Annotated in this window: 15 protein-coding genes and 3 pseudogenes; 9 read left to right on the plus strand and 9 right to left on the minus strand. The window is 53.3% G+C overall.

The annotated features are described in order from the left end of the window. The first annotated feature begins 25 nt into the window (after positions 1 to 25). Positions 26 to 436, plus strand: a complete 411-nt coding sequence (locus V7775_RS22075) for a ClbS/DfsB family four-helix bundle protein (protein ID WP_335754100.1) — start codon at positions 26 to 28, stop codon at positions 434 to 436. On the opposite strand, the gene V7775_RS22080 is transcribed toward V7775_RS22075, so the two are convergent. The 7 genes and pseudogenes from V7775_RS22080 to trxC all read right to left on the minus strand — a co-directional run bounded on the left by V7775_RS22080 (position 413) and on the right by trxC (position 6,419). Further along, complete coding sequence (locus tag V7775_RS22080) at positions 413 to 781, minus strand: sodium-independent anion transporter (RefSeq protein ID WP_335754101.1); 369 nt, start codon at positions 779 to 781, stop codon at positions 413 to 415. The two genes, V7775_RS22075 and V7775_RS22080, sit on opposite strands and share 24 nt — an antisense overlap. Before the next feature lie 78 nt (positions 782 to 859). After that, positions 860 to 2,155: pseudogene (locus V7775_RS22085) on the minus strand (SulP family inorganic anion transporter). A gap of 8 nt (positions 2,156 to 2,163) precedes the next feature. Beyond that, a pseudogene (locus V7775_RS22090) lies at positions 2,164 to 3,735 on the minus strand (TIGR01244 family sulfur transferase). Positions 3,736 to 3,773: 38 nt separating this feature from the next. Then, positions 3,774 to 4,658: an MBL fold metallo-hydrolase gene (locus tag V7775_RS22095; protein WP_335754102.1), complete on the minus strand. Its 885-nt coding sequence runs from the start codon at positions 4,656 to 4,658 to the stop codon at positions 3,774 to 3,776. A gap of 136 nt (positions 4,659 to 4,794) precedes the next feature. Further along, complete coding sequence (locus tag V7775_RS22100; protein ID WP_335754103.1) at positions 4,795 to 5,628, minus strand: DUF6544 family protein; 834 nt, start codon at positions 5,626 to 5,628, stop codon at positions 4,795 to 4,797. A gap of 42 nt (positions 5,629 to 5,670) precedes the next feature. Continuing rightward, positions 5,671 to 5,868 (minus strand): hypothetical protein, encoded by a 198-nt coding sequence (locus tag V7775_RS22105; RefSeq protein WP_335754104.1) that lies wholly within the window; start codon positions 5,866 to 5,868, stop codon positions 5,671 to 5,673. A 116-nt stretch (positions 5,869 to 5,984) separates the two neighbouring features. Continuing rightward, on the minus strand, positions 5,985 to 6,419 hold the full coding sequence (trxC, locus tag V7775_RS22110; RefSeq protein WP_335754105.1) for a thioredoxin TrxC: 435 nt from the start codon (positions 6,417 to 6,419) through the stop codon (positions 5,985 to 5,987). A 252-nt stretch (positions 6,420 to 6,671) separates the two neighbouring features. Here trxC and V7775_RS22115 point away from each other — a divergent pair, with 252 nt between their 5' ends. The 8 genes and pseudogenes from V7775_RS22115 to V7775_RS24905 all read left to right on the plus strand — a co-directional run bounded on the left by V7775_RS22115 (position 6,672) and on the right by V7775_RS24905 (position 15,793). Beyond that, complete coding sequence (locus V7775_RS22115) at positions 6,672 to 9,137, plus strand: Lon protease family protein (protein WP_335754106.1); 2,466 nt, start codon at positions 6,672 to 6,674, stop codon at positions 9,135 to 9,137. Next, positions 9,130 to 9,927, plus strand: a complete 798-nt coding sequence (locus V7775_RS22120; RefSeq protein WP_335754107.1) for a hypothetical protein — start codon at positions 9,130 to 9,132, stop codon at positions 9,925 to 9,927. The genes V7775_RS22115 and V7775_RS22120 overlap by 8 nt, the downstream gene beginning before the upstream one ends. Continuing rightward, positions 9,917 to 11,176 carry an APC family permease gene (locus tag V7775_RS22125; RefSeq protein WP_335754108.1) on the plus strand — a complete coding sequence of 420 codons (1,260 nt, stop codon included), beginning with the start codon at positions 9,917 to 9,919 and terminating at the stop codon, positions 11,174 to 11,176. The genes V7775_RS22120 and V7775_RS22125 overlap by 11 nt, the downstream gene beginning before the upstream one ends. 99 nt (positions 11,177 to 11,275) lie before the next feature. Continuing rightward, positions 11,276 to 12,142 carry a helix-hairpin-helix domain-containing protein gene (locus V7775_RS22130; RefSeq protein WP_335754109.1) on the plus strand — a complete coding sequence of 289 codons (867 nt, stop codon included), beginning with the start codon at positions 11,276 to 11,278 and terminating at the stop codon, positions 12,140 to 12,142. Between the two features lie 16 nt (positions 12,143 to 12,158). Next, entirely contained in the window at positions 12,159 to 12,908 is a 750-nt protein-coding gene (locus V7775_RS22135; protein WP_335754110.1) for a L,D-transpeptidase family protein, read from the plus strand. 220 nt (positions 12,909 to 13,128) lie between these two features. After that, the gene (locus V7775_RS24895) at positions 13,129 to 14,673 is read left to right on the plus strand and encodes a Clp protease N-terminal domain-containing protein (RefSeq protein WP_443070157.1); all 1,545 of its coding nucleotides are present in this window, start codon (positions 13,129 to 13,131) and stop codon (positions 14,671 to 14,673) included. A gap of 219 nt (positions 14,674 to 14,892) precedes the next feature. Then, positions 14,893 to 15,367 (plus strand): annotated as a pseudogene (locus V7775_RS24900) (AAA family ATPase); the annotation flags it as partial. A 3-nt stretch (positions 15,368 to 15,370) separates the two neighbouring features. Then, complete coding sequence (locus V7775_RS24905; protein ID WP_443070158.1) at positions 15,371 to 15,793, plus strand: hypothetical protein; 423 nt, start codon at positions 15,371 to 15,373, stop codon at positions 15,791 to 15,793. A gap of 150 nt (positions 15,794 to 15,943) precedes the next feature. Here V7775_RS24905 and V7775_RS22145 read toward each other — a convergent pair whose 3' ends face one another. Next, a complete protein-coding gene (locus V7775_RS22145) occupies positions 15,944 to 16,306 on the minus strand; it encodes an STAS/SEC14 domain-containing protein (protein WP_335754111.1) in 363 nt (120 codons plus the stop codon). A gap of 14 nt (positions 16,307 to 16,320) precedes the next feature. Then, entirely contained in the window at positions 16,321 to 17,718 is a 1,398-nt protein-coding gene (locus V7775_RS22150) for an MBL fold metallo-hydrolase (RefSeq protein ID WP_335754112.1), read from the minus strand. Positions 17,719 to 17,934: the final 216 nt, after the last annotated feature.

The raw sequence follows: 17,934 nt of genomic DNA on the forward strand, positions 1-17,934 counted from the left end.
CTAACAAAGTTGATCGCCCCGCTTGATGAAACCCAAGCTCAATCTGAGCATCGAAGGGACGTCCATTAAAGGCGTCATTAGCCACCGCGCCCATTGGATTGATCTGTTTTTAGGCTGGTACAAGGACGGGATGGCGGGAAAGACAGTTTATTTTCCCGCCAAAGGTTACAAGCGGAGCGATCTGAAACGTTACAATGCAGATTTACGCAAACGACAAGCCCATCTGGATTGGGCCGCTGCGGTTGCCGCATTCCAAGATGCCCATGATCGTCTGGTCCAATTTCTGATAGAGAAACTGAATAGCGAATTATACGTCAGCCCGATGTACGGCGCCTACAATAATTGGACACCCGGACGTTGGGCAGAAGCGGCAGGGCCAAGCCACTATCGCTCTGCCGCCAAATTCATTCGTTTAGTCCTGCGCAGCAACACCTGAGACCGAAGGCTGTGAGAGCGCGCGAAACGCATCATACTGCGAAAGGTAAATACTGCCTGTCAGATGTTCGACCAGATGGCTACGATCAAGCTGGTCCATCACGGGCCCTTTCACCTCGGACAGCGACAGAGTTATTCCCAGCTCTTTCAAGCGGATGTTGATCAGTTCCAATGCCTCTAGCGCGCTCAGGTCGATTTCATTCACCGCAGAACACATCAGCACCACATTTTTTAAACGCGTGTCATCGACAATCCGGTCATAAATATAATCCTCCAGAAACTGTGCGTTGGCGAAATATAGGCTTTGATCAATGCGCAGGTTCAGGACTATGGGATCAGTTTGCACGTGATGCCGATGGATGTTGCGAAAGTGCTGTGATCCCTCAACCAGCCCCACTTCGGCCACATGCGGGCGGGACGTGTCCTACAAAAATAAGATGATAGACAGGATCACGCCAACCATGACCCCCAGTTCCACGCCAAGGGCTAGCGTCAGCAGCATGGTGACAATCACAGCACCAAAGTCACGTTTGGAATAGGCCCAACTGTGCCACAGAGTCCTGATGTCGACCAAGGACAAGACCGCCACGATGATTGTTGCGGCAAGCGTTGCTTTGGGAAGATAATAGATCAACGGCGTTAGGTACAAAGCGGCGATGGCAAGTCCGACAGCGGTGAATGCACCCGCATCGAAATTGACGACAGACCGCGAAAAGCCACCCGTTACAGGAAACCCGCCCGTCAACGAGGCACCTATATTGGCGGCACCCAAACCAATCAGTTCCTGGTCCGGATCGATCCGTTGATCGTTTCTTGGCAGCAAATGTTTGCGCTACAAAGATCGATTCCACAAAGCCGATGATCGAGATCAGCAAGGCTGGCATAAACAGCGCTGACAGTAGCTCAATAGACAGGTCGGGAACGTGAGCGGCGGAAGGCTTTGTGGGACCGGCCCCACAATTTGGACGCCACTTGAATTGAGGTCGTACTGCCAGACAAGCCATGTGGTTACACTAACCACCAGAACCGGACCTGCCTTGGCTAAAAAATCTGCGGCCCCCGCGCGCAAACTAAGTTTTGTCAAAGCATGTCTGAGGCCTGTTCGAAGCCAGAAAAGAAACCCAATCGCTGCTGCGCCAAGAGCCAATGTCATTAGATTGACAGCCTCAAGATGCGCGATGATCGAGGCCAGTATTTCCAGTAGGTTATGCCCGTCTGCATCAACACCCAACACATGCTTGAGTTGGCTCAACGCGATCAAGATACCCGATGCGGTGATAAAACCAGAGATCACAGGATGTGACAAAAAGTTGGCGATAAACCCCAACCGCAAAGCTCCCATTATCAGCAGAGTGATACCCGATAGTCCCGCAAGGCTGAGGGCCGCGGCCGCGTATCCGACATCCAAAGTGGTTGTCACGTCGGTGATTACTGCAGCTGTCATCAATGATACAACCGCGACTGGACCAACGGCCAAAGTTCGGCTGGTGCCAAAAACGCTATAGAGCAGGATCAGCACAATCGACGCATAGAGACTAACCTCGGGCGCCAAGCCCGCCAACATCGCATAAGTCAACGATTGCGGGATCAACATGATGGTGACAATTAACACCGCGATAAGATCGTTAGACATATTCTGACGACTATAAGTGCGGCCCCATTCCAATATGGGTAAATAATGGGCCAATCGAACGCCTTTGTCCGCAGGTTTTAGAATCATCACTGCGCCTAGATTTTCTCAGGCGTGGTAAGCCATTCATGGCCCTTTAATATCGCCTTCCAGTACACGGCTGGCAGGATTTTTTCTTTGAGAAGCCATGCCAGAGGGCTTGGTTTGGTGCCGTCAATCAACCAAGTTGGAAAGCTGGGTCGCAAGATCCCCCCTTACCCGAATTCAGCAAGGACAATTTTGCCGCGCGCGACTGTTAACGGACAAGCCCCGCAGCCGCAGTATTGGCATTTGGTGCGTTCATCACATCCCCCAACGACCAAATATTTTCGTATGTCTTATGGCGCAGGGTTGCCTGATCGACATCCACCCAGCCCGCAGCGTCCGCCAAGGGTGACACGGCGATGAAATCAGGCGCGCATTGGGGTGGTGTGACATGGATCATATCAAATTTGACCTCAACCCGTTGGACAGGCGTGTCAGGTTTCGACAGGTCAAACCACGCTTTCTTGGCTGGGCCATCAATGGCGACCAGATGTTGGTGAAAGTTTAACCCGATCTGATATTTGTCGACATAGGTTTGCAGCGCGGGAACGTAATCCTTTATGCCGAAAAGCACACCGCCGGCATGGTGGTAACCAACGTCGATATCTTTGATAACATTGCGGCGAGTCCAGTGATCTGCTCAGAGGTACATCGCCTTTTGCCGGGCACCTGCACATTTGATTGGCATGGTTGGTTGCGTGAAAATCGCGCGTCCCGACTTCATTCCCGACACCAGATCCCAAGTGTAAGGTGCAAGATCATAGCGGTAGTTTGACGTCACACCGTTGCGGCCCAACGTATCAACAAGCCCCTTAACCCGACCCCAGTCCAGCTTGAGCCCCGGACAGACAACCAAACGTTTGTAGTTCACCACGCGGACCCATCGAGGATCACGACGCCCTTGTCAGGTTCAAAGGCCGCAACCGCAGATTTTAGCCGCACATCCTTCGGGATCAATGACCCCATTGTGCGCACAGTTTCCTCGGCGGTAAAGATACCACCACCTACCAACGTCCATCTGGATTGGTAGTAATGTGCGTCCGCCGGATCAATAATCGCGATTTCCAACCCCGGTTTGCGCGCCTTAAGGCTGGCCGCAATGGCGATGCCGGACTCTCCGGCCCCGACAATTTACAATGACAACATCATACGAGATATCCGCCTGATCAACCGGCGTTTTGCCGCCATTCGCAATCCGGCGAACGACCCCTTTAATATCATAACCTGCGTTCTTTGTGGCACTGAGAATATCCGCCAGCAGTATGTTGTTCGCCTGCGCCAAAGACCATAGCGTGCCCGTCCGGCAATAGGCCAAAATGGGTTGCGGCAGGGCGCTCATGGCATCGCTGAAATCTACTGCATCTTCATCCTGAACAAGACCCCCTGAAACTGGAAGGTAGTGCATTGCCATCCCCATTTTTCTGAGCTGTCTTGGAAAGTTCCTGAAACGTTGGTTGGTCTGCGCCCTCTCCGTCCGGTCGGTTGCAGATGATGGATCGAAATCCCTTTTTTCGCAGAAATGCCAGATCAGTTTCCGTGACTTGGGGTGCCACAAAAAACTGGCTTGTTACTTCTCGAATATCCAGAGATCTTTCTCTCCTGAGGACATGCTAAGGGGCATCAATCAGATGGCGTTGACGGGAACCTTCAGCATGGGCTTGCCGTCTTTGGTCTTGGGTACATCGCCCGCCCGCATGTTCACCTGAAGGGACGGTAAGATCAGCCTTGGAACGTCCAAAGTTGCATCTCGTGCTTCGCGCAATTTGATGAATTCTTCTCGGGACTTGCCTTGGCCAACATGGATGTTGTCGGCCTTTTCCTCGGCCACCGTTGTTTCCCACATGATGTCACGGCCATCCGGCCCATAATCGTGGCACATAAACAGCCGCATTTCATCAGGTAAGGACAGCACTTTCTGGATGGAATCGTACAGTTCTCCTGCGTCGCCACCGGGGAAATCAGCCCGCGCCGACCCGCCATCGGGCATGAACAATGTATCGCCCGCAAAAGCAGCATCGCCAATCACATGGACCATGCAGGCGGGTGTATGGCCCGGTGTGTGGATTACAAATGCAGCCATCCCACCGATGTCATAAGTATCGCCGTCCTTGAACAACCGATCAAACTGCGAACCGTCCCGTTGGAATTCGGTGCCTTCGTTAAACACTTTGCCAAAGGTGTCCTGAACCACAGTGATCTGATCACCGATCCCTATTTTTCCGCCCAGTTTGGATTGGATGTAGGGTGCCGCAGACAGATGATCTGCATGCACATGCGTCTCGATCAGCCATTCCAGCTTCAGATTACATTTCTCTATGTAGGCCATGATTTTGTCTGCATGTTCATAGGTGATCCGGCCTGCGGCATAATCAATATCCATGACTGAATCGATCACAGCACAGGATGTTGAACCGGGGTCCATCACCACATAGCTGATCGTGTTTGTTTGCGGATCAAAGAACGATTCAATCTCGGGGTGCACATGCATATTCGTTGGAAACAGTGACATCTTTTTCTCCATTCTGCGCTTTGGTAAAAGCTAGAGCCGCGCGGCGCGGGCTTCAGTGACAAGGACACATTGGAACAATGAAGCCTTCATCAGGTTGAGATTTATCAAGGCTACCGTTCTGAGACAGCAGATTTTGTTACGGTGATTTTGGAAAGGAAATCTCAGTTACATCCGCGATGAAAAATGGAAAATAAGCATCCGTTCCAAAGAAATTTCCCGCCTCGACATGGGTAGGGATTTGGTACCCCTGAACCTTCTTGAATTTTGACAGATATCCACCAAATGGCTGTTCACGATACTTCTTCTCGGGGTTCGCATTGCTCCAACGGACGAAACTGACACTCAAGGGCTGGCCGTCAGATGCCAGCGTAATTTGTACGCTTTGTTCATTTCCTGCATGGCGCACGGATACTTTTGCAGTATCCACATCCACCTTATCCCAGACAACATCCGGCCCCGGCAAAAGCGCTGCAGGGGCCCAAAATACAGCCTCGGCCACACTGCGGCCATAAGCTGAGCGCGTGAGGTTTTTGGATGTACCGACCCGCGCCACAGGCATAATCCCACCTATCCAGAAACGCAGCCAACCTGAACTGTCTGATCCTGACACCCTCAGATGGCCCGATTGTGCGCGCATCTTCCACACAAAGCCGTGCGGGGGCGCCAACACCTGATGGGCTTGCATCTTCATATAGTTGGGTTGATCTTTATCACCCAGACTGAACAGTCCGGTCATCGACAGCTTGGCAACAGGCAAAAGGGGTGTGCCTTGCGCAATGGTGAAACGGAAATACCGCTGTGCTGGCTCTGGCAGATTTGCGATCATCGCATAGTCAAACAACATTGGAACCTTTGGCTGCAGGGCCAATAGGTGGGCCATTTCCATCCGGTCCGCGCGGTGATCGCTGTAACGCCAGCCAGCCAATACGACCAGTACAAGCGCCAAGGCACAAAAAAGAAGTATCCGCATAAAGCACGCCCTATTTGAAAAACGCCGAGCCACCGCTGCGGGCTAGATCGGGAAGTTACCGTTATCAAACGGGTCATCTGCCGAGTCTTTGGGGGTGTCAAACGGTTCCGTAATTTCTGGGGAAACAGGTTTTGCTAGGGGATCGTTTTGTTGCGGTATCTCTGTTCTGGCTGGATCCTGCGCTGGATCCTCAGGTATCGGCACCTCGCTGGGTGTTGGCGGTGTGTCTTTTCGTGTCATGGGTCGTCCTCCGCTTTAGGCTACTTTGCAGTACCGCATAAATCAGGAGTCAGAATTGATCGGCATCAATGGGCCGACTGCATATGTCAGGCCAATCCTCTTTGTTGAGGTCTATTTCAAAGGTGTTGGCGTACAAATGCTTCGATGTCTGCGGATGGCCGGGCACCAGAAAGACGCGCCACTTCGCGGCCACCAGCATACAAAATCAACAGCGGAATGCCCCTGATCTGCAACCGTTGGGAAACGGCTTGATATTGTTCTGTATCGATCTTGGCAAAACGCGCCTGACCGCGCAGTGCCTTGGCTGCTTTCGCAAATTCCGGTGCCATCGTCCTACATGGTCCACACCAAGGTGCCCAGTAGTCGACAATCAACGGCAGTGCGTCTGTCTGCGTCGCCTTGTCATGGCGCTGATGCCCGATCGCAATTACATCCCCGTCAACCAGTAACAGGCCGCATTTTGCGCATTTGGGTCCAGCATCAAGCCTTGCAGCAGGAAACCGGTTTGCCTGACCGCAGGACAAACAGGTTAGTCTAAGTGCGTTTTCCATTGTCTGACATCCCTTTGGCTATCGTTCATTTTCCAAGCAAAAGCCTCAAACCAATTGATACGCATCAATCCCTCGGGCTCCAACCCTGTGAAGATAAAGGGGCAAAAGCAACTGGAGCCACCCCATGCAACATTTCTTTTCATTAATCCTACCAGCCCTTCTGAGCGCGACTGTGGTTTGGGCACAACTGTCGGCCCACAAAACCTTACGCATTGCCCCTTTTAATCCCCCATCGAACTGAGGGATTTTGGCGTGACAGGCAAAGCATCAAAACAGTTTGATACCTCGGGCAGTGTACCGTTCGAGCACTTACGCCGTGAATGTGACCCCAAAATGCTGGGGTTTGACACAACGGCGTCTTTGAAACCCGCGCGCGGGTTTACCGGACAAGACCGCGCAATCGAGGCGATCAAACTTTCAGCGGGCATCGATCACAAGGATTTCAACCTTTACGTTCTCGGCCGTACTGGAACAGGCAGACACAGGGCAGTTGTAAAATTGCTGTCAGATGCAGCCGCCGCGCGTCCGATCCCGTGTGACTGGATATATGTCAACAACTTTGACGCCGCCCACAAGCCGCATGCGATCAAACTGGCCCCCGGCACTGCGGCAAATCTGAAGACAGCCATGCAACATCTTGTAGAGGATTTGGCCAATGAGATACCGGCACTGTTCGATTCAGAGGAGTACCAGACCCAGCGCCGCGCCATCGATGAAGAGGCTGGTCAGGAACACGAAGAACCCATCGCAGACTTTGCAGAGCGCGCTCATTCACAAGATATCGCGTTACTAAGAACGCCGATGGGATTCATGCTGTCGGCCGTCGTGGATGGCAAGCCTATCAAGCCGGAAGTCTACGAGGCCCTGCCGCCAAAAGAGCGGGCAGAAATCGACTCCAAAATCAAAGACTTGCAAGAACAGTTAGCGGAAATTCTCAAACAGGGCCCACAACTGGAAAAAGAACACCGTCAGAGAGTCGAGGCGCTGCACGCTGCGATGGCCGAGCGGGTCGTTTCCGCAAGGATAAAAGAGGTCGAGGCTGAGTTTTCGGGTGTGGCCGCTCTTGAAAACTACTTGGACCGGGTGCGAATGGACATGATTTCAAATGCCGACCTGTTTCTGGTTTCCGCTCAAAAGACGAATGGCGGTCCTTTTCCCGAAGTGATCCGTAAATTCCATCAGGATGCACATTTCGACAGATATGCGATCAATATCATGGTATCACACGAAGCTGGCCTGTCCTCCGCGCCAATCGTCACCGAGGAATTACCGTCCTTAGCCCATCTCACTGGTCGCATTGAACACGTATCGGAAATGGGCATCCTTTCCACCAACTTTACATTGGTCAAACCAGGTGCACTGCACCGCGCAAACGGCGGATACCTTGTGTTGGATGCCAGCCGAGTTTTGACCGAACCCTACGCATGGGATACGCTTAAGCGCTGTCTTCAGGGGCAATCTATTTCCATAACATCTCTGGCAGAACGGCTTAGCATGTCGTCGACAGTGACGCTGGAACCTGATCCAATTCCGCTGGATGTGCGAATTATTCTGATAGGAGACAGACGGCTGCATATGTTGTTGCAGCGCCTCGATCCCGAGTTTGGAAAACTGTTCAAACTACAGGCTGATTTCGAAGACGATCTGCCGCGCACTGCTAAAAACACGCGCGCCCTAGCCCGCATTATGGCCGGATATGCCGCCGAAGAAAACCTGAGGCCAATGACTGCGGCTGCAGTCGCTGCTTTGGTTGACCACGCAGTAAGGCTGGCAGGTGACAGCACAAAACTGACGCTTGGATTGGGCGCACTTAGGGATGTGATACGGGAGGCTGACTTTTATGCCGCTGGCCAAAAGCATGATCTGATATCAGAGAATGAAGTTGAAAACGCGATCCTTCAATCAGCGCGCAGAGGATCGCGTATCAAGGAGCGGATGCAAGAGGCCGTTACCCGCAAGACGATTCTGATAGACATAAAAAATGCCGTGGTTGGTCAGATAAACGGATTGGCGGTGGTCGGTGTAGGCGAACACTATTTCGGACGGCCCTCACGCATCACCGCCAGCGTCCGGATGGGGGCTGGCAAGCTTATTGATATCGAGCGCGAGGTCGAACTTGGCGGACCACTGCATTCAAAAGGCGTGCTTATTTTGAGCAGTTACATTGCCTCGCATTTTGCGCTGGATGTGCCGATGTCATTGCACGCTAGTCTGGTGTTCGAACAAAGCTATGGCGGCATTGACGGAGACAGCGCATCATCGGCAGAACTATATGCCATGTTGTCGGCCTTATCCGGCGTGCCAATCCTTCAGGGTCTCGCGGTAACTGGATCGGTGAACCAAAACGGCGAAGTTCAAGCCATCGGTGGCGTGAACGAAAAGATCGAAGGCTTCTTTGACACCTGCAAGGCCCAAGGTCTGACTGGCGAACAAGGTGTTCTTATTCCAGCCTCAAATGTTGATCATCTCATGTTACGTCGTGACGTGGTCGCGGCTGCCAAGGCGGGTGATTTCCGCATCGTTGCGATCAAGTCAATTGATCAGGGCATCGAAGTATTAACAGGGGTGCCCGCAGGGCGGCGGGGCAACGGCGGCCATTTCCCCGCAAACAGCATCAACGGCAAAGTCGAGGCACAGCTGCGTGCCTTTGCTGAAACGCGCCGCAGTTTCGGGGTGCAAAACGGCAAGGCCAATGACAAGGACCCGAGCAATGAATGATCTGCCCGTTGCTGGTCTGCGCATCCTTGTTGGTGCAGGGTCATTTACCGATGCAAAAGCAGCCCTGCGGATTGTCCAACGGTTGCCGGACGGGTTTTGCGGTGGTCTTGGCGGTATTCTGGTCGAAGAACAGGATTTGCTTGCGGCGTGCAAAATCCCCGATCAGCGCGTCGTCTTGTTAAGCGGTGCAATATCGTCAGCCCCCAGCTTGTCACAGGTGCGCGCCCTGCTTATGGCCGATGCCCGCGCGTTCCAACAATTGCTCGCGCGGACAGCCGCGCCGCCCGAAAACGCTTGGGCATTCACCCAAGACACAGGCGACCTAGTCAGCACAGCGCTGCGTGCAGCGGCCAGCTGGGACGTTCTCGTGCTGGGGTATCGCCAAATCCACAAGATTCCGGGAAAAGTCGTCATATTCCAAACATCCGCCCCCACCAGCGATGAAATGGAAAAAGCATTCCAGCGGCTTTCAAACTATTCGCGGAGCGGCCGAATCACATTCTCAGTCAAGACGAAACCTGACCGAGCAACCAATAACCCTCGACCAAACGCACTCGAATTCGACACGCTTGGTGATGCGCTAACCGCATTGACAAGGCAGAATGCCCAAGCTGTGCTTGTGGACTTAAAACAGGGGCCTGTCCGCAGTCAGCACGATCTATTGCGCTTGCTTGAGGCAGCTCGATGCCCCGTCGTTGTGTTTGGTGCGTCACGTACCAATCCGCTGCTTGAGCATAACACGCAAATCTTGCCTCATACTGCCAAGGTGGACTCTGACAATGACGGCTAAATTAGAGGGGGGACTATCACCTCAGGACATCAACTCCGCAACGCTAAGACGTGAAATTACGCTGCCACTTTTGGTGTTCTACGGCCTAGGGGTTACAATCGGTGCAGGTATTTATGTCCTTGTCGGTGCCACAGCAGAACAAGCTGGCATTTACGCCCCCACGTCCTTCCTGCTGGCTGCCTTTGTCATGCTTTTCAGCGCGTGCAGTTTCAGCGAACTTTCGGGGCGTTTCCCCCAAAGCGCTGGAGAAGCGGCGTATGTCGAGGCTGCATTTTCGGTGCCTTCCCTGACGGTCATCACTGGCGCTTTGATGCTTTTGGCAGCAACTGTTTCTGCCGCAGCCATTGCAGTGGGGTGTGCGGGGTATGTCGCCACACTGGTCTCGATCCCACTTTGGTCAATCATTGCAGTGATCGTCCTCTTTTCGGGGTTGGTCGCCGCATGGGGAATTCTTGAATCTGTCAGATTTGCGGCTGTTTTTACCCTGATCGAAGTTTTGGGACTGGTCATCGTCGTCGTTGCTGGGCTTTGGCAGAAGCCAGAAATCATTCGCGAGCTACCGTCTGTGTTTCCCGCGCTGTCTGACACCCCCGCTTTGGCTGCCATCGCAATGACCAGCCTGCTCGCCTTCTTTGCCTTTATCGGGTTTGACGGCATGGTGAATATCGTTGAGGAAACCAAGAACCCCGCCCGTAATATGCCACTGGGTATATTCATCACGCTAACAATTGCGACACTGCTCTATTTTTCGGTTGCGGCAATCGCTGTGCTGCGACTTCCTCTTGACGAATTGGGTGATTCAACAGCACCGGTCAGCCTTTTGTTTGAACGACTGACCGGAATATCCCCAGTCGCAATCACGCTCATCGCAATTGGTGCCACGCTGAACGGGATTGTTATTCAAACCATCCTTGCCTCACGTATCATCTATGGCATGGCAAACGTGGGCCGTTTGCCCAACGGATTGGCAAGGCTGAACGATCGCACACGCACACCTTTACTTGCAACAGTATTGGTAACCGTTGCCACGATGGTCTTTGCTTTGTTTTTCCCAATCGGCACACTTGCAGAACGCACATCGCAAGTTGTCCTAGCCGTATTTATCTTGATCAACCTTTCGCTTCTGCGAATCAAATGGCGCGGCGATCCCGCACCCGACGGAATATTCACCGCGCCAGCAATCGTTCCTGTCATCGGATTGCTCACCTGTATAGCCATGCTTGTCGGGCCAGTATTTATCATGAACTGACGCCCTGCACCGCACCGCGTTGACGATAATCAATTCGCCCCACCCAGACAAAGCTAGACTTCTTGGCACATGACAACCCGTTATGGAGACGGTGCCCAAATGACAGACCCCAAAGCCCCAACAATAAGAGCAGGCGAAAACCTGTTTATCGCAGAAAAACTGCGGGAAGTTGGAGATCTGCTTGAGCAGCAAAATGCGACGCAATTCCGTGTCAACGCTTACCGCGATGCAGCCAGTTATGTCGCAAGTTTGTCCGAACCAATCCGCACCATCTACCGCACCCGTGGCAAGCGAGGGCTAGAAGACCTGCCCACCATAGGTGTCTCTATTGCTGCCGCCATTGCAGAACTTTTAGACAGCGGGTTCTTGAGTGTTCTCGATCGATTGCGCGGCTCTATAGACCCCGAAAAGCTGTTTCAAACTATTCCGATGATCGGGCCGTCTTTGGCCCACCGGATTCACGAAACCTTGCACATCGAAACATTGGAGGCCTTGGAGGCTGCCGTGATCGATGGTCGGCTGTCAAAAATCAAAGGGTTCGGCACGCGGCGAAGCGACAGTATTGGTCATTCATTGAATGATATGTTGGCGCGGCGGCGACCTTTGGCACACGACAAAGCGACGGATGCCCCCTCCATAGCTGACATTCTGGTCGTGGATCAAAAATCCCGCGATACGGCAGATAATCTGCCGTCGATCAAGCCGCACCGCTTTAACGAGTCAGGTCAACGCCGTATCCCCGTTTTGCATATGGAACGCGGTCAGTGGCAGTTTACAGCGCTCTTTTCAAACTCGGGGGCGGCTCATAAGTACGGCAGAACCCGCGACTGGGTCGTGATCTACTTTGAACGCAGCGGGCATCCCGGCGGTCAGTCAACGGTCATTACACAACACGGCAGCCCTCTTGATGGACGTCGCATCGTGCGGGGACGTGAACAGGATTGTGCGCAGTTTTATGCGCGATAGAAAAGGACCCAGAAAGATGGCCCATACCACTCACAGCCCTTTAGTAAGGGTCCTCTCCGTACTCTTGGCCTTGGTGCTTGGCAGTCTGGCCAATGCGACACCCAAAGATTTCCAGACACAGCTTGATACGGCCGGCCTTGGGTACCAAGTACCGCAAACTGGCAAGTCCATATTGGTCAATATCCCCTCCTTCGAGGTGATCGCATTTGAGGACGGAACACCAGTATTGCGCAGCCGTGTCATTGTCGGCGCACCTTGGCATCCCACCCCGCGTCTGGAAACATTTGTATCAGCGGTCCGGTTTCGACCAACTTGGCGACCGACCCCGTCCATGATTGCCAGCGGTGAGTACACTGACCGCATCAGACCAGCGGGGGTCAATAACCCTCTTGGGCTTGCTGCTGTTAGGCTGGCACCAGGACTGTTGATCTATTTGCACGACACCAACAAACGCACGTTATTCGCGCAGGACTACCGCGCGCTATCCCATGGGTGCGTCAGAGTTGAACGTTGGGATGAACTGGTAGCCTTCGTATTGGACATGGACATCACCCGCGTCCACACGCTGGCAAACGGCCAGCGAACGTTTGACGCTCCTGCCCCCTCGATCTCAGTCACACTCGCGTATTTTACACGGTTCCCAGATGCGGCAGGCAGGATGGTTACGCACCCTGATGTTTACGGTTTGAACACGACGTCCCAGCTGCTGGAAAAAGACAACACCAGCACGACCACTGCCTGCGCAGAAGCCACAAGCGTGGAATAATAAAACTTGGATTGGGATTGGGATAGCAGCGTCGTTCCCTCCTCCACCCCTGAACCCGTCAATTAATCTGCCTCAGAGACACCAGCCAACGACGGTTCATAACAGCGGTGAAAAAGGAGGCACATGAAATATCTAATGGTATCTGTGACGTCTGCAAAACACGCCCTGCGGCCTCTCGCGCCCAAGTCTTGGCAAACGGTGTCCGAAAAACGATGGAGCTTTGCGACGAAGACTACCGCAAGCTGTCCCGAAATCAGGGCCGCTTGAATCACTTTTTGGCGGCAGTTCCCTTCTTGAAGAGTTCTTTGGCGATCGCGGAGCTGGCAATAACATTTTTGACCGTGTCGGTGGCACCAACACAGCAAGCACCCCAGAAGACATTCCCGCACGGTCAGCTGCACGTCGGGGAACCGGCGTAAACATCGCTGATCGTCTCAGTGGGCAAGCCAACAAGCTACTTCAGGACGCTGCCCAAAAAGCACACGAATTTGGCCGCACCGAAGTTGATACAGAACACCTCCTGTTTTCACTGACAGGTTCGGACGTTGTGCAAACGCTGCTTGACCGGTTCAAAGTGGATACCGACGATTTGCGCCGTCAGATCGACAAAGACGCTAAACGCGGCGACACGGAGCCAGACGGCGAGATTGGTGTCAGTCCGCGTCTGAAGGATGCCCTAAACCGCGCGCTCATTGCCTCCAACGAGCTTGGTCATTCCTATGTCGAACCTGAACATCTGCTGATTGGTCTCGCAGAAGAAGGTGACGGAGTGGCTGCGGACCTTTTGCGCAAGTACGGTTTAACCTCGCAGGCGTTGCGACAACAAGTGACAAAGGTGGTAGGAAAAGGTGCAGAGGAAGACCGTATCGACACCCCATCGAATACACCGGGCCTAGACGAATTCAGCCGCGATTTGACCCAAATGGCCCGCGACGGCAAGTTGGACCCCGTGATTGGCCGTACCCGCGAGATTGAGGCCTCTATCGAGGTGCTTGTCCGTCGCAAAAAGAACAATCCCGTTCTGATTGGTGAGCCGGGTGTCGGCAAGACAGCCATCATCGAGGGGCTCACCCAGCGAATCGTCGCGGACGATGTGCCCGAGGCATTGCACGACAAACGGTTGGTTGAGCTTATCATCAATTCCTTGGTCGCAGGGTCGAAATATCGAGGAGAATTTGAAGAACGCGTTCAGAAAATTTTCAAAGAAATCACAGAGCAAAAAGGCGAGCTTGTCCTGTTCATCGACGAGGTTCATACGATTGTTGGGGCCGGTCAGGGCGGTGGTGAGGGTGGCTTGGACATTGCCAACATCTTCAAGCCAGCACTTGCACGCGGCGATCTGAACCTGATTGGCGCAACGACACTAAACGAATACCAGAAATACATCGAAAAGGATGCAGCCCTCGAGCGCCACTTCCAACCAGTCAATTTTGATGAGCCTACCGTTGCCCAGACCATGATGATCCTGCGCGGTTTGCGCGATACTTTGGAAAGCTACCACAAAGTATCGATCACCGACGAGGCTATCGCCGCCGCCGCTGAACTGTCAGACCGCTATGTCACGGGGCGCTTTATGCCCGACAAGGCCATTGATCTGATCGACCAAGCTGCCGCCCGTGTAAAGATCAGAGCGACAGCCCGACCAATCGACGTGCAAGAACTGGAGGCCGAGGTAAAGCAAACCAAGCGCGAACAGGATTACGCGGCCGCGCGCAAACAATTTGACCGTGCCACTGGTCTGAAAACCGAACTGGAAGACAGATAGACAAACCTCGATACGCTTTTGGATGTCTGGAAACGGGACCGTGCCTCCGCTTCGGCAGAAGTCCGCGCTGATCACGTCGCGCAGATCGTTAGTAAACTGACAGGTGTTCCGGTCACAGAGCTGACCAGCGAGGAACGCGAAAAGGTGCTTACCATAGAAGATCGCCTGCACGAGCGGGTGATTGGTCAGGATGAAGCAATCCACTCAGTCGCCGACGCGGTGCGATTGGCGCGCGCCGGATTGCGCGAAGGCACGTCACCCACTGCTACATTCCTGTTTCTTGGTCTCACCGGCGTTGGTAAAACAGAGCTGGCAAAGGCATTGGCGTCCACGGTGTACGGCGATGAAGACGCAATGATCCGTATCAACATATCCGAATATGGTGAACGGCACGCTGTTGCCCGCCTTGTCGGCGCGCCTCCCGGATATGTCGGATATGATGAAGGCGGTCAGTTGACAGAAAAAGTACGGCGCAGACCCTACTCGGTTGTTCTGCTGGATGAGATCGAAAAGGCGCACCCCGACGTATACAAAATCCTGCTGCAAGTGTTCGATGACAGACGGCAAAGGGCGTGTGGTTGATTTCACCAACACGATCATCATCGCCACCTCAAACCTCGGTTCTGACATCATTCAAAAAAACCTCAAGAAGCGAAGTGCCAAGAGCTTTGGCGAAGCAAAACAGAAGTCCAAATTGATGGAAGTCCTAAGACATCACTTCCGTCCCGAGTTTATCAATCGCATTGATGAGGTCATCGTTTTCCACTCACTTGATCGTGACGAAATCCGTAAGATCGTCACGTTGCAACTGGCCCGCGTGGCCCGAACAGCGCTTGGTCAAGGGGTCGAATTGGACTTCGATATAAGTGTGGTCGACCACTTTGCCACAGTTGGATTTCAGCCTGAATACGGCGCTCGCGAATTGCAGCGCCTTATCCGGTCAGAACTGGAAACAGAACTGGCGCATGCCATGCTTGGCGCAACTGTTGAAGACGGCGACCATGTTCGCGCAATCCGGCCGGATGACACCCGCAAGATCGTCTTCGAAAAGGTGGCCCCAATAAACGTGGATGACGAAACCTCGCCTGCAGACCAGTCAAATGATGTGTCTGCAAACTAATCTTTGCTAGACTGGTCGCCGAGGGTGGGTTGGATTTGCAAGCGTCGGCAACCAATCCGCAAACCCTTCGGCACGGCCCCCATAGATGTACGGGGGGTCTTCGCAGAACGAGCATCAGCCTTTCAACCGCCACAGTCTGTCGCGGTTGTTCTATCCCACCTTCAACCAGTTTAGAGCTTCGCCCTCGGCGTCAAAACTAAAGTACTTTACCTCAGAATTTGCAAACAATGACGCCAGCCATGTCCCCCATTCTTCCACCTTCGTATCGCCCACAACCGCGATTGCCCCAAATTCATGATTGTGTTCGAGGCCGAATTTTAGGTCCTCCCACAATGCAGCCATTTCCAGACCTTGGAAGTCTTCTAGGCGAACCATCAAATTCAGAGGGTTGTTTGCCAATGCCATGGCATTCTCGATCTCGGGCAGCGCCCTGTCAAAGTCGGCACGGTTGAGCGTTCCAGACGCGCGCAGCGTAATCCATTTGCGACTTTGGCTGTGTTCAATCTCTAGCATGTGATCCCCTTATCCTAATCCAGTTCAACAGCAGAATGCAGCGTTGGGCATTGAACCGTTAAACCCTTTTTCTCCAACTTGTTTTTCATGTCGGACATGCCACGATCATAGTCCCCGTGAACAAGGAAAACGGTCTTGGGCCTGCCTGTGTGCGACACCCAGTACAAAAGCTCCCGTTGGTCGGCATGTGCGGAAAACCCGTTAATCGTATGAATGTGGGCTTTGACCTGAATGGGCTCACCAGAAATACGGATGCTTTTGGCACCGTCAACGATCTGGCGCGCGAGTGTGCCTTCAGCGGCAAACCCGACGAAAACAACGCTGCACTCGGGCCGCCAGATGTTGTGCTTTAGATGATGCCGGACGCGCCCACCCGTGCACATGCCCGACCCCGCCATAATGACCGCCCCGCCCCGCATACGATTGATCGCTGTTGATTCCGCAACCTGGCGGGTAAAGCGCAGGCCGCGCGGATGGAACGGGTGTTTCCCCGCCAACATAAGATCCCGCACTTCGGGACTGAAACAGCCCGCGTGCCGGCGATAGATTTCGGTCGCCGAGATCGCCATCGGGCTGTCCAAAAAGATCGCAAGTGACTCGGGAAGGTCTTTGCTTTCGATGGCATATTTCAGGTGAAACAATACTTCTTGTGCGCGCTCCATTGCAAAGGTCGGGATCACCACGTTTCCGCCGCGTGCGACTGTGTTGGCGATCACTTGGGTCAGTTCGGCATTTGACGCCTCACGATCCTTGTGCATTCTACCACCATAAGTTGTTTCCATGACGACATAATCACATTCCGGTGGTGTGGTCGCATTGGACAAGATCGGGTGGTTCGGGCTGCCCAGATCACCGGAAAATACAATCCGCCGAGTGGTTTCGTTCTCGACCGCTTCAACAACAACCGATGCGGACCCAAGGATATGTCCGGCATTGATAAAGCGTACGGTTACCGCATCATTTAAAGCAACATCTTGTTCGTAGTCCACATTGGGTCCAAAGAAATCCAAAGCGAACAGCACATCAATCTGATCATACAGTGGACGGATGTCTTTGTGCCCGCCGCGCCGCTTGTGACGCGAGGCACGCATGGCGTCCTCTTCCTGAATATGGGCTGAGTCTATCAAGATCAGTTTGGTAAGTTCGCGCGTCGCTGCGGTTGTGATGATCTTGCCAGCAAAGCCGCGCTTGACCAGCAGTGGAATGCGGCCGCAATGATCAAGATGCGCATGGGTCAAAAGCAGGTAGTCAATTTCGGAAGGGTCAAACCCGAAGTCATCCGAATTTTCTTCGTCAGTGTGTTTTGCCCCCTGAAACAACCCACAATCAACAAGTATCCGCAGCCCGCCTGCCTCAAGCAGATGGCATGAACCGGTGACGCTTTGTGCCGCGCCATGGAATGATAGTTTCATAATGTGGGTCCCTCGATAAACAGTGCCAGTATTGGGAAAGCAATATCACCTCTTCGGTTGCCCCTTTTGACACCTGTCAATTGCGGGACCTTGCCACGGGTTTTTCCGCCTCATGGCCAAACCCATCGGCCTAAATCTTTTGAACGTTTAGCGAGCCCGAGAGATTTGGCACGCCAACAAAACCGGCAATAGAATTGCGCTAGATCAATCCGCCAA

It is taken from the genome of Sulfitobacter sp., from assembly GCF_036960155.1.
In the GTDB taxonomy this organism is placed as follows: domain Bacteria; phylum Pseudomonadota; class Alphaproteobacteria; order Rhodobacterales; family Rhodobacteraceae; genus Sulfitobacter.

What these genes read in the sequence shown, in the direction of transcription:
- V7775_RS22075 (WP_335754100.1), top strand. Translation starts at nt 26, where the DNA reads ATGAAACCCAAGCTCAATCTGAGCATCGAAGGGACGTCCATTAAAGGC.
- V7775_RS22095 (WP_335754102.1), bottom strand. Translation starts at nt 4,658, where the DNA reads ATGTCACTGTTTCCAACGAATATGCATGTGCACCCCGAGATTGAATCG.
- V7775_RS22100 (WP_335754103.1), bottom strand. Translation starts at nt 5,628, where the DNA reads ATGCGGATACTTCTTTTTTGTGCCTTGGCGCTTGTACTGGTCGTATTG.
- V7775_RS22105 (WP_335754104.1), bottom strand. Translation starts at nt 5,868, where the DNA reads ATGACACGAAAAGACACACCGCCAACACCCAGCGAGGTGCCGATACCT.
- trxC (WP_335754105.1), bottom strand. Translation starts at nt 6,419, where the DNA reads ATGGAAAACGCACTTAGACTAACCTGTTTGTCCTGCGGTCAGGCAAAC.
- V7775_RS22120 (WP_335754107.1), top strand. Translation starts at nt 9,130, where the DNA reads ATGAATGATCTGCCCGTTGCTGGTCTGCGCATCCTTGTTGGTGCAGGG.
- V7775_RS22125 (WP_335754108.1), top strand. Translation starts at nt 9,917, where the DNA reads ATGACGGCTAAATTAGAGGGGGGACTATCACCTCAGGACATCAACTCC.
- V7775_RS22130 (WP_335754109.1), top strand. Translation starts at nt 11,276, where the DNA reads ATGACAGACCCCAAAGCCCCAACAATAAGAGCAGGCGAAAACCTGTTT.
- V7775_RS22135 (WP_335754110.1), top strand. Translation starts at nt 12,159, where the DNA reads ATGGCCCATACCACTCACAGCCCTTTAGTAAGGGTCCTCTCCGTACTC.
- V7775_RS24905 (WP_443070158.1), top strand. Translation starts at nt 15,371, where the DNA reads ATGGAAGTCCTAAGACATCACTTCCGTCCCGAGTTTATCAATCGCATT.
- V7775_RS22145 (WP_335754111.1), bottom strand. Translation starts at nt 16,306, where the DNA reads ATGCTAGAGATTGAACACAGCCAAAGTCGCAAATGGATTACGCTGCGC.
- V7775_RS22150 (WP_335754112.1), bottom strand. Translation starts at nt 17,718, where the DNA reads ATGAAACTATCATTCCATGGCGCGGCACAAAGCGTCACCGGTTCATGC.